Raw genomic sequence first — 11,101 nt, 5'->3', positions numbered from 1 at the left:
CCGCCGCCCCGCTCCGTACCGCCCGCGCCTCACCCCAGCGCAGTCACCTTGTCCCGGTACCCGCGTACGGGGGCGGCGTCCCGGTACGGCTCCAGCCTGCGCTCGAAGTCCCGTACGTACTCATGCACTCGTACGGACCGCATCTCCGCCGCCTGTACCGCCGCCTCGGCGCCCAGCGTGCACGCCTGCTCCAGTTCGCCCAGGCCCAGCCGGGCGGTCGCCAGCACCAGGCGGCAGAGCAGCCGGCTGCGGGCGAAGCCCGCGCCGCGCAGCTGCAGCGAGCGTTCGGCGTGCTGGGCGGCCGCGCGGTACTGCTGCAGATCGCGGTGGCAGTGCCCGAATTCGTCCGCGAGCTGGGCTTCGTCGAAGAAGCGCGCCCAGTGCGGGACCTCGTCCCCGGGGCGCGCGGCCTCCAGTGCCCGTTCGGCGCGGGCCAGGGACGCGGTGCAGGCGCGCACCTCGCCCAGTACCGCGTGCCCGCGCGCCTCGGCCGCGTGCAGCAGCGCCTGGACCAGCGGCGGGGGGCCGCTGCCGATGCCCTGCTGGGCCACCCGCGCCAGCTGGACGGCCTCCCGGCCGTGCCCGAGGTACACCGCCTGCCGGCTCATCGTGATCAGGACGTAGCTGCCGTACGCGCGGTCTCCGGCGGCCTGGGCGAGCCGCAGCGCCTGGACGAAGTAACGCTGCGCGAGGCCGTGCGCGGTGATGTCGTACGAGGTCCAGCCGGCCAGCCGGGTCAGGTCGGCGACGGACGAGAAGAGCCGCCGCCCGATGGCCTCCGTGTACGCGCCGCGCAGCATGGGCTCGGCCTCGTGTTCCAGGTAGCGCACCAGTGCCTGACGCGCGTGTCCGCCGCCGTACGCGTGGTCCAGCGTCCGGAAGAGCTCGCCGACCGACCGCAGTGCCGCGATGTCGCCGGCCGACACGCGGTAGCCGTGCGCGGGGTCCGGGCGCTCCGGGCGGCGCTGGCGGGGGACCCCGGTACGCAGCTGTGGAGGCACCCGGGGGCCGGGTGGCTCGGGGCCCGGTTCGCCCCGCGCGACCCGTTCGTCGGCGCGTCCGATGAGCCAGTCACGGCTGGGCACCACCAGGCCGGCCGGGGTGAACGCGATCTTCCGCAGTTCGGCGTGGCTGCCGGAGTCCTTGCGCCACAGTCCGCTGACGATGTCGACCGCCTCGCCGGGGCTCGCGGCGAATTCGAGCCCCGCGTATACGGGCGCGCAGGCGTCCAGACCCAGGTCCTGCGCCGAGAGCCGGCGTCCGAGGCGGCGGGTGAAGACCTCGGCGATCAGTGCGGGGGTGGTGCCGCGTGGCTGCTGGCCGCGCAGCCATCTGGTCACCGATGTCTTGTCGTAGCGCAGGTCGAGCCCGTGTTCCAGCCCCAGCTGGTCCACCCGGCGGGCCAGACCGGCATTGGAGAATCCCGCCTCCGCGATGAGCGAGGCGAGTCTGCGATTGGGTGTGCGTTGCGGCGATCCCTCAAGCTGTGGGCCTGGGTCGGGTCGTTCCGTCATCAGCTTTACGGTCTCCTGCCTTCCGGGCCGCGCCGCCCGGGCCCGGTCGACACCGTCCGGCGCTTTCGCCCTCCTGGAACGGCGTGAATGTAGCGGCCCGAGGGGGAGTTCCGGCCAGGTTCTCTCCGCGTTCATCCGATCGTGTGAGCACAGCACCGCAGACCGACGCGGCCCCACCGAGCCCCGTCGAAAGCCCCGCCCCGCAAGACCGTTCCGCACCTCTCGTACCGTCCGTAACGCCTGCATCACCCACGTCACGGCGGCCGCCGACGGCGGTCCCGCACGGTCCGGCCACCGCCGCGTCCGGCCGCCCGTACCGTCCCGTAACCGGCCGCCCTCGGGCGTTTTCCGGCACGGCCGTACAGTGGTGACGGGCGCGATGGATGCAATAAGAGGAGCCGCCATGAGTGAGCTGCGCTTTGTCCGGATGGGCTTCGGCGCCGACGCGGTGGAGTACACGACGGCGTGGCAGGAGCAGCGCCGGGTGCACGCCGCCCGGTTCGCCGACGAGATCCCGGACACCTGTCTGCTGCTGGAGCACCCGCCCGTGTACACGGCGGGCCGGCGTACGGCCGACAGTGAGCGCCCCCTGGACGGCACCCCCGTCATCGACGTGGACCGCGGCGGGAAGATCACCTGGCACGGTCCGGGGCAGCTGGTCGGTTACCCGATCCAGAAGCTGCCGCGGCCGGTCGACGTGGTGGCGCACGTGCGCCGCCTGGAAGAGGCCCTGATTCACGTGGCCGCCGAGTTCGGCGTGGAGACCTCCCGGGTCGAGGGCCGCAGCGGTGTGTGGGTGCTGGGCGATCCGATCGAGCAGCGGGCGGCCCTGGGCGGCCTGAATCTGGACTTCGACCCGCGCGTCAACGACGAGCTGTTCGACCCCCGGCTGAACGGCCCGGAGTACGCCCCGTCCAATGCCGGGCAGCGCCGCGAGGACCGCAAGCTGGCCGCGATCGGTATCCGCGTGGCGAAGGGCGTCACGATGCACGGCTTCGCGCTGAACGTGAATCCGGACAACACCGAGTTCGACAAGATCGTCCCGTGCGGCATCCGCGACGCGGGCGTGACCTCGCTCTCGAACGAGCTGGGCCGCGAGGTCACCATCGACGAGGTACTGCCGGTCGCCGAGAAGCATCTGCGGGACGTTCTGGAGAACGCCGAGCTGCTGCCCCGCGCCGTCTGACCCGGCCCGCCGGCGTCCCCCACGAGAGGGCTCCGGCGGAATGCAGCCCGGCAGTAGCGGGTTGCGCAGCACGTAAAGACGTGCGAATAACGGGCGTACCCTGGGTACGCCGAAGAAACGAAGCTTAGGGAGCCGGAGTGTCCGCTGTCGCACCCGACGGACGCAAGATGCTGCGCCTGGAGGTCCGGAACAGCCAGACCCCCATCGAGCGCAAGCCCGAGTGGATCAAGACTCGGGCGAAAATGGGCCCCGAGTACAACCACCTGCAGGGCCTGGTGAAGAGCGAGGGCCTGCACACGGTCTGCCAGGAGGCGGGCTGTCCCAACATCTTCGAATGCTGGGAGGACCGCGAGGCGACCTTCCTCATCGGCGGTGACCAGTGCACGCGCCGCTGCGACTTCTGCCAGATCGACACCGGCAAGCCGCAGGAGCTGGACCGCGACGAGCCGCGCCGGGTGGCCGAATCCGTACAGACCATGGGTCTGCGGTACGCCACGATCACCGGTGTCGCCCGGGACGACCTGGAGGACGGCGGGGCCTGGCTGTACGCCGAGACCGTCCGGCAGATCCACGGCCTGATGCCCGACACGGGTGTCGAGCTGCTGATCCCGGACTTCAACGCCGAGCCCGACCAGCTGGCCGAGGTCTTCTCCTCGCGCCCCGAGGTGCTGGCCCACAACGTGGAGACGGTGCCGCGGATCTTCAAGCGGATCCGCCCCGGCTTCCGGTACGAGCGCTCTCTGCAGGTCATCACGGAGGCCCGCAAGGACGGCCTGGTGACCAAGTCGAACCTGATCCTGGGCATGGGCGAGACCCGTGAGGAGATCAGCGAGGCGCTGCAGGACCTGTACGACGCGGGCTGCGAGCTGATCACGATCACCCAGTACCTGCGCCCGACGGTGCGGCACCACCCGGTCGACCGCTGGGTGAAGCCGCAGGAGTTCGTCGAGCTCAAGGAGGAGGCGGACGAGATCGGCTACAAGGGCGTCATGTCCGGGCCGCTGGTCCGCTCCTCGTACCGGGCCGGCCGGCTCTACCAGCAGGCGATGGACCAGCGTGCGGCGGAGGCCGAGCGCCCGGCGGTGTGATCGCCTGCCGGAAGGCGGTGTGATCACCATCGGGAAGCGCCCGCATGGTGGACGGGTGGCCGTCGTGCCACGTCGATCACCATCGGGCGCCGCCCGTCCGCTGATCACCCGCGAATTCTTTGCCTTCGCAAGCGGCCTCCTCGGGGCCCGGTGATGTGAATCCCGGCACACGCCGGACGGCGCGGTCCGTACTTTTCCCAGGCGGGAGCGGTGCGGGCCGCGCTGACGATTCATGGGCGTTTGACCGTACGGTCATCCGTTGGTAACACCTATCCGTGATGCTTTCCGTGACGATGGATGCACGCACCGCTCACAGCACCGCTCACTCCTCCGTTGTTCCCACCACCCCGAAGGGGACTACCGCCATGCAGGCCGCGCCCGTCCGCGCCACCGCCGCACTGCCGATCCCGTCCGTCACCGGCGCCCTCCGCGCCGTGGAGTCGCTGCTGATGCGCAACGGTCAGCGCACCGCCCGCCGGAATGCCTGGACCGCGGTCCTCGAGGACCGCCGCCGCGCCGAGGACCGACGGGCCGCCCAGCACGTACTGGAGGCCGCGGCGACCCGGAGCACCTCGGCCACGTAAACTTCCGTACATGGCGAGGAAGGAAAACGCAGACACTGCGAACCAGGGGCGGCTCAAGCAGATCGCCCTGACCTACAAGATGACCCGTCGGGTCGACTCCAAGGTCGGTCTTGTCGTCGCGGGCGTGGGCATCGTCGTATTCGGCGTTCTCCTTGCCATCGGCTTCCTGATCGGCCACCCCGTGTACGCCGGCATTCTGGGCTTCCTGCTGGCCTTCCTGGCGATGGCGATCATCTTCGGCCGGCGCGCCGAGAAGGCCGCCTTCGGTCAGATGGAGGGCCAGCCGGGTGCGGCGGCCGCCGTTCTGGAGAACATCGGCCGCGGCTGGTCCGTGACGCCCGCTGTCGCGATGAACCGCAACCAGGACGTCGTGCACCGCGCGGTCGGCAAGCCCGGCATCGTGCTCGTCGGCGAGGGCAACCCGAACCGGCTCCGTGGCCTGCTGGCCTCGGAGAAGAAGCGGATGGCCCGGACGGCCTCCGACGCACCGGTCCACGACTTCGTGGTCGGTGACGGCGAGGGCCAGATCCCGCTGAAGAAGCTGCGTACGACGCTGCTCAAGCTGCCGCGCACGCTGACCGGCCCCCAGGTGACGGCCACCAACGACCGGCTGAAGGCGCTCGGCGACCTGATGAGCAACATGCCGGTGCCGAAGGGGCCGATGCCCAAGGGCATGCGGATGCCGAGGGGCGGCCGGATGCGCTGACGCCTCCGGCGTCCTTGTGACGACATGAGAGCGGCCCGGGACCTCACGGTCCCGGGCCGCTCTCGTGCGTACGCGCGCGGACGCGTCTCAGATCCGTACCTGGACGGCGCGCGCCAGGCGGTCGTGGAGGCCGCGGCCGTCGCGGTCCCAGATCGCGGCGGGGATGACGATCATCAGCGCGACCGTACGGACCAGCACCCGGGGCAGGGACAGCCGGCCGCCGCCCTCGGCGACCACGCGCAGGCCCAGCAGCCGCTTCCCGGGAGTGAAGCCGACCGTGCCGACGGTCAGCAGGCTCAGGACCAGGAAGACCAGCAGCGCCCAGTTGCTCGCCGCGTTCGCCTTGCCGCCGCTGAGCAGCCCGTACGCGATGAGCATGCACAGTGCCCAGTCGATGAGCAGGGCCGCGATCCGGCGGCCCGGGCGGGCGACCGAGCCGGAGCCGTGCTCCGGCAGTCCCAGCTGCTGCCCCCGGTAACCGAAGTCGACGCCCATGTCCTCGGCCGCCGCGCGGGGCCCGGAGAGCCACGATCCCATTGCTTGCCTGTTGTCCACCCGTCCACGGTACTGCGACCGCATACATTTCCCGCGGGCCGGGGCGCCGGAACCGGATGTGCGGCGGCCACCACGCCGTACGGGGTCCGGGGCCGTCCCGCCACCCGGCCGGGGCGCCACGACAGGTCACCGGCACCGCGCGCCGGTTAACCTGGGCGAAACAAATGGGTCATGCTTGGGAAATCCCGCCTACCTATGGTCGGGCGAGCGCGCCACCGCACATGGTCGCGATCCGAGGAGCAACCCCGAGCCGCCGACCGGTGACCGGGCTAGGAGGAGTTGGATGTTCCAGAACGCCGACGAGGCCAAGAAGTTCATCGCGGATGAGGACGTCAAGTTCGTAGACGTCCGGTTCTGCGACCTGCCCGGTGTCATGCAGCACTTCACGGTACCGGCGGAGGCGTTCGACCCGACCGAGGAGCTCGCCTTCGACGGCTCCTCGATCCGCGGCTTCCAGGCCATCCATGAGTCCGACATGGCGCTGCGCGCGGACCTCACCACGGCCCGTGTCGACCCGTTCCGCCGGGACAAGACGCTCAACGTCAACTTCTTCATCCACGACCCGATCACCGGCGAGCAGTACAGCCGTGACCCGCGGAACGTGGCGAAGAAGGCCGAGGCGTACCTCGCCTCCACCGGCATCGCCGACACCGCGTTCTTCGGCCCCGAGGCCGAGTTCTACGTCTTCGACAACGTCCGCTTCGAGACGTCGGCGAACCAGTCCTTCTACCACATCGACTCCGAGGCCGGCGCCTGGAACACCGGTGCGGTGGAGAACAACCGCGGCTACAAGGTCCGCTACAAGGGCGGCTACTTCCCGGCCCCGCCGGTCGACCACTTCGCCGACCTGCGCGCCGAGATCTCCCTGGAGCTGGACCGGGCCGGCCTGAAGGTCGAGCGCCAGCACCACGAGGTCGGCACGGCCGGCCAGGCGGAGATCAACTACAAGTTCAACACGCTGCTCGCCGCGGCCGACGACCTGATGCTCTTCAAGTACATCGTGAAGAACGTCGCCTGGCGCAACAACAAGACCGCGACCTTCATGCCGAAGCCGATCTTCGGTGACAACGGTTCCGGCATGCACGTCCACCAGTCCCTGTGGTCCGGTGGCGAGCCGCTCTTCTACGACGAGCAGGGCTACGCGGGCCTCTCGGACACCGCCCGCTACTACATCGGCGGCATCCTCAAGCACGCCCCGTCGCTGCTGGCCTTCACCAACCCGACGGTGAACTCCTACCACCGCCTGGTCCCCGGCTTCGAGGCCCCGGTCAACATGGTGTACTCGCAGCGCAACCGTTCGGCCGCGATGCGTATCCCGATCACCGGCTCGAACCCGAAGGCCAAGCGCGTCGAGTTCCGCGCCCCGGACCCGTCCTCCAACCCGTACCTGGCGTTCTCCGCACTCCTCCTCGCGGGCCTGGACGGCGTGAAGAACAAGATCGAGCCGGCCGAGCCGATCGACAAGGACCTGTACGAGCTCGCTCCCGAGGAGCACGCGAACGTCCAGCAGGTCCCGACCTCCCTCCCCGCGGTCCTCGACGCCCTGGAGGCGGACAACGAGTACCTCCAGCAGGGCGGCGTCTTCACCTCGGACCTGATCGAGACCTGGATCGACTACAAGCGCACCCACGAGATCGCCCCGATCCAGCTCCGCCCGCACCCGCACGAGTTCGAGCTGTACTTCGACATCTAAAGAGCAGCGCTCTTGACGCCGAGGGCCGTCACCCCGTTCGCGGGGTGACGGCCCTCGGGCGTTGCTTCAGTGGGCGATCAGGCGCGCCGAGACGCAGGGGTCCTCGTTGCGGTAGGCGAGGCGGGTGTAGAGGCGGTCGGCGGGGGTGTTGTCGGCCAGTTGCCAGAGGGTGCAGAAGCCGTGGTGGCGGACGGCGTGGCGGGTGAGCCAGGAGGTCAGGGCCGCGCCGAGGCCCTGGCCGCGCTGGGCCGCGTCGGTCGCGACGGACGCCATCAGCGGGGCGCCGCTGTCGCGCAGGCTGCTCATGGCGCCGCAGGCGACGAGCCGGCCGTCGGTGCCGCGGATGCCGGCCCACAGGCTGACGTCGGCGGAGCCGGGGCCGGTGGAGTGGGCGGGGCTGTGCTCGGCGAGGAAGGTGCGGATTTCGTCGTGATGGGACTCGTCGAGGACGATCACGCGGTCCTCGCCGCGCTGGACCGGGGGCTCCTCCAGCGTCCAGCGGAAGATCCACTCGACGATGTCGGTGACCGCGAGGTGGCGGGCCACCAGGGTTTCGGTGCCGCGGGGGCCGGTGAACTCGCGTACGCGGTCGGGGAGGCGCTGCGCGGCGCGCAGGACGAGGCCGGCGGCGGCGTCCGGCTCGCCGACGGCCCACACATGACCGCGGCCGTCGTCGAGCCAGGCGGCGGCACCGTCGACGGTCCAGCTGATCCGGTCGGCCGGGCGCGGCCGGGCGGCGCCGAAGCGCAGCAAGGCGGCGCCGGTCCGGTGCTCCAGTCCCTGGTGGAACAGGTCGGCGGCTCGGGGTGCGTGAGTCGTTGCCTGCATTGCTCTCTGGGTGGGGAGTACGGATGTCGGGAGGACATCAGTAGCGCGTGGACATGGACAGGAGGAGAACGGGACTTTTCGGGCACGCGAGAGGCACGGCTCGGAAGGTCCGTTTGAGTTGGGGGGACCCCGGCGACGGCTGCGCACGCGCGCGCCCGGTCGACCGGGGCGGACCACTGTGACACACCGACCCGGGGCCGGGGCAAATTCGGGGGCCCGCGAAGGCCCGGCGTGGCCCCGTCGCGCGCTATGTTCGGGCGGGGCGCAGGAGCCGGCAGAGAAACAGGGGGCGCGAGGGTGGCAACGTCGCAGCAGCCCCACGACCCGGTCGTCACCGGGCAAGTGGGATCAGCAGCGGACGCGCGGGACGCGACGCATACGGTGCCGGCTGCCGAATTCGGGGGCGGTTCTGAAGAGCACACCACCGCAGCACCGTCGCCATGGGGAGTCGTGGGGCCGAAGATGCTGCACTGGCTCTTTTTCGGCGTCGGATTCGGCGTACTGCCGATCGGTCTCGGTTACGTCATGAATTCGTTCACCCATCGCGGGGTGAGCCTGTCGGAGATCCTCAGCCGGGGTGAGCTGCTGATCGTCACGACCAGTCTCGCCGCTGCGGCGGCGGGGCAGATCATCACTCGGTCCGGCTCGGGACTGAAAAACATCGTCGGGTTTCTGGCGTTCTCGAATATCGCCATGGCGTGCGTGACCGCGGGCCTTTTCGCCTTTGTCACCTCGGCCCCGCAGGTGAACCAGAAACTGGACGAAGGATCGGTGACCGGGTCGTCGCTGGTGCTCTTCTTCGCGACCCTGCTCACCGCCGGCGCGAGCACCTTCATCGCAGAGTGGGAGCAGGCGTGATGTGGGCATTCATTCCTGAAATCGCCGCCGCGCTCGGCTCGGGCATCAGCACCGTGGTGGCCGCCACCATCGCCTTTCGGCTGCGGGGGTACGGAAAGAAGGAAAACCCGCCCACCGTGGTGGTGACGCGGCAGAGCGGTGATGTACAGATCACGGTCTCCGGAGCCGACGCGGAGCAGGTCCGCCGGACGTTGGCGAGTCTGGACGCGGAGAACGGGAGAACCGCGGTGCCGGAGTCGAACGGAGATGAGCCGCAGGCCGGGGCGCGCCGGGAGCAGTGAGACCGCGGAGCGGAACGGCCGCCGGCCCGGGTTCGGGGCGGCGGCCGTTCCGTACACCGAGGGGTATTACTCCGTGGCCAGCAGCTCCCGGAGTTCGGTGACCGCGGTGCGGAGGTGGTCGGCGAAGGCGTGCATCTGGTCGGCGACCGCGCGCGGGGTGCTCAGGTAGAGGTTGAAACGGTCGGGGAGGAGGACGTAGGCGATGCCGATGCAGCGGCTGCTCGTGGAGCCGAAGCCGAAGTACTGGATGTACTCGGACGGCGCCGAGCTGGTGCTCAGGTAGTCGTCCCGCATCGTCAGCCAGCCCGGGGAGCGGTAGAGCGCCGGCTGTTCGGGCACGCCCAGGTCCGCGCCGCGGCGGCGCTGGATCAGTTCGAGTTCCCAGAGATGCTGCTCGGGAGCGTCGCCCGCCTGGCACTCCTTGGCGCGGGTGACATGGGCCGCCGCGGCGGTGCGGAAGGCGGCGCGGCGGGCTTCCGCGTCGGCCGCCGGGTCCTCCATCGCGGCCACGAACGCCTGGATCTCGGGGGTGACGACGCGCATGGCCTCGGTGCGGCCGCGGCGCCACTGGCGGGTGGCGATCGACTCGTACGTGGCGCCCAGCCGGCCCTTGGCGCGCTGGTGGGCGAGCTGGTAGGCGAGCTGCACGAAGGCGTCCGGCGAGACGCGGAGGGCCTTGGCCGCGGTACTGCCGAAGTCCTCGAAGGACACCGTCCGGGTGGCGGTGTCCGCGCCGTACTGCGCGAAGGACTCGGCGGCCGCGCGGGCCCTGGCCTGGAGGCCGTCGTCCAGTGTGAAGACGAGCGAAGTGATCTCGGGGCGGCCCTGGGAGACGGCGCCGGAGAGCCGGGACTGCTCCTCGGCGGGGGTGCCGAGGAGGGTGTCGACGAAGCTGAGGATGGTCGTGCCGTCCAGGCCGCAGTGCTCGACGTTGATGCCGGCCCGGCCGTCGGCGAAGACGACGAAGGAGACGGCCTTGTCGAACCAGCGGTTGCCGCGGTCCCCGTAGAGCAGCTCGTCGCAGGTCTCCTGGGTGTCCGCGGGCGCGAAGTCCTCCAGGCAGACACAGAAGAGGGCGGTCTCCACGGTGTCGAGCGCGGCGGCGTTGCCCGGGTCGGCGAGGAGGTCGGCGCGGGCCGCGGCCCATTCGGCGCGGGCCATCGTGGTGAGGTGGCCCACCGACGTGCCCGGTGCCGCCGGTTCCGTGCCCGCCTTCACGACGGCGGCCAGCCCCGCCTCCAGGTCGGCGAGGCTGTGCGGGGTGCCGTCGGCGCCCAGGACGTCCATCCGGTACATGGCTCCCCGGAAGAACACCACGATGTGGCGCGCGTCGGAGGGGCCGGGCCACTCCTCGGAGTAGGGGTGGCGGACCGTGTCCAGCTCCGCGCCGGGGATGCGGGTGGTGGAGAAGAGGTACTTGTTCTGCTCCATGGTCTGCGGCGCCCCGCGCAGCACCACGGGCGGGATCTTCTCCTCGTCGAGCTGCTTCTTGTAGGCGACGGCCGCGGCGATCAGCCCGGCCGCCCGTTCCGCCTGCTGCTGTCCGGTGTCCTTGAAGAGGAAGAAGAAGTTGGCGTTGAGGGCGATGCGGTCCCGGCGGCCGAGGTAGCGGTAGGGCCAGAAGGTGTCGAGCCAGCTGTGCACGCCGGGCGTGCGGTCGTACCCCGCCAGCGCCGCCTGCAGCACCGGGCCCGGACCGTCCGGGCGGCGGAAGGCGGCCACCTCCGCCTCCGTCGCCGCCCGCTCCTCGGGGGTCAGCAGCGGCCCGCACCAGGCGAGGAACAGGCGCTCGTCCTGGACACGATGGC

Annotated in this window: 11 protein-coding genes; 7 read left to right on the top strand and 4 right to left on the bottom strand. The window is 70.8% G+C overall.

All coding sequences use genetic code 11. The features are described 5' to 3' along the window. Nucleotides 1-29: 29 nt before the first annotated feature. Nucleotides 30-1,514: an NsdA family TPR-like regulatory protein gene (locus CCS38_RS33270; protein WP_223737101.1), complete on the bottom strand. Its 1,485-nt coding sequence runs from the start codon at nt 1,512-1,514 to the stop codon at nt 30-32. A gap of 403 nt (nt 1,515-1,917) precedes the next feature. Between CCS38_RS33270 and lipB the strand changes: the two genes are divergently transcribed. The 4 genes from lipB (at nt 1,918) to CCS38_RS33250 (ending at nt 5,078) form a co-directional block, all read left to right on the top strand. Further along, entirely contained in the window at nt 1,918-2,700 is a 783-nt protein-coding gene (gene lipB / locus CCS38_RS33265; protein ID WP_223737099.1) for a lipoyl(octanoyl) transferase LipB, read from the top strand. A 137-nt stretch (nt 2,701-2,837) separates the two neighbouring features. After that, entirely contained in the window at nt 2,838-3,788 is a 951-nt protein-coding gene (gene lipA / locus CCS38_RS33260) for a lipoyl synthase (RefSeq protein WP_223737097.1), read from the top strand. Nucleotides 3,789-4,153: 365 nt separating this feature from the next. Then, nucleotides 4,154-4,372: an SCO2195 family GlnR-regulated protein gene (locus tag CCS38_RS33255; protein ID WP_223737095.1), complete on the top strand. Its 219-nt coding sequence runs from the start codon at nt 4,154-4,156 to the stop codon at nt 4,370-4,372. Nucleotides 4,373-4,382: 10 nt separating this feature from the next. Continuing rightward, the gene (locus tag CCS38_RS33250; RefSeq protein ID WP_223737093.1) at nt 4,383-5,078 is read left to right on the top strand and encodes a DUF4191 domain-containing protein; all 696 of its coding nucleotides are present in this window, start codon (nt 4,383-4,385) and stop codon (nt 5,076-5,078) included. Between the two features lie 87 nt (nt 5,079-5,165). Here CCS38_RS33250 and CCS38_RS33245 read toward each other — a convergent pair whose 3' ends face one another. Then, complete coding sequence (locus tag CCS38_RS33245) at nt 5,166-5,633, bottom strand: RDD family protein (protein WP_223737091.1); 468 nt, start codon at nt 5,631-5,633, stop codon at nt 5,166-5,168. Nucleotides 5,634-5,916: 283 nt separating this feature from the next. Between CCS38_RS33245 and glnA the strand changes: the two genes are divergently transcribed. Then, the gene (gene glnA, locus CCS38_RS33240) at nt 5,917-7,326 is read left to right on the top strand and encodes a type I glutamate--ammonia ligase (RefSeq protein WP_223737090.1); all 1,410 of its coding nucleotides are present in this window, start codon (nt 5,917-5,919) and stop codon (nt 7,324-7,326) included. Between the two features lie 66 nt (nt 7,327-7,392). On the opposite strand, the gene CCS38_RS33235 is transcribed toward glnA, so the two are convergent. Further along, nucleotides 7,393-8,154 carry a GNAT family N-acetyltransferase gene (locus tag CCS38_RS33235; protein WP_223737089.1) on the bottom strand — a complete coding sequence of 254 codons (762 nt, stop codon included), beginning with the start codon at nt 8,152-8,154 and terminating at the stop codon, nt 7,393-7,395. Between the two features lie 297 nt (nt 8,155-8,451). Here CCS38_RS33235 and CCS38_RS33230 point away from each other — a divergent pair, with 297 nt between their 5' ends. Both CCS38_RS33230 and CCS38_RS33225 read left to right on the top strand, forming a co-directional pair. Next, nucleotides 8,452-9,012 carry a hypothetical protein gene (locus tag CCS38_RS33230; protein WP_223737108.1) on the top strand — a complete coding sequence of 187 codons (561 nt, stop codon included), beginning with the start codon at nt 8,452-8,454 and terminating at the stop codon, nt 9,010-9,012. After that, the gene (locus CCS38_RS33225) at nt 9,009-9,293 is read left to right on the top strand and encodes a hypothetical protein (RefSeq protein WP_308050909.1); all 285 of its coding nucleotides are present in this window, start codon (nt 9,009-9,011) and stop codon (nt 9,291-9,293) included. The genes CCS38_RS33230 and CCS38_RS33225 overlap by 4 nt, the downstream gene beginning before the upstream one ends. 66 nt (nt 9,294-9,359) lie before the next feature. Here CCS38_RS33225 and CCS38_RS33220 read toward each other — a convergent pair whose 3' ends face one another. After that, nucleotides 9,360-11,078, bottom strand: a complete 1,719-nt coding sequence (locus CCS38_RS33220; protein ID WP_223737103.1) for a choline/carnitine O-acyltransferase — start codon at nt 11,076-11,078, stop codon at nt 9,360-9,362. Between the last annotated feature and the right edge of the window lie 23 nt (nt 11,079-11,101).

The organism is Streptomyces purpurogeneiscleroticus (assembly GCF_020024005.1).
GTDB lineage: Bacteria > Actinomycetota > Actinomycetes > Streptomycetales > Streptomycetaceae > Streptomyces > Streptomyces purpurogeneiscleroticus.
The sequence above is the reverse complement of the archived record's forward strand: the minus strand, read 5'-3'. Positions and strand labels throughout refer to the sequence as shown.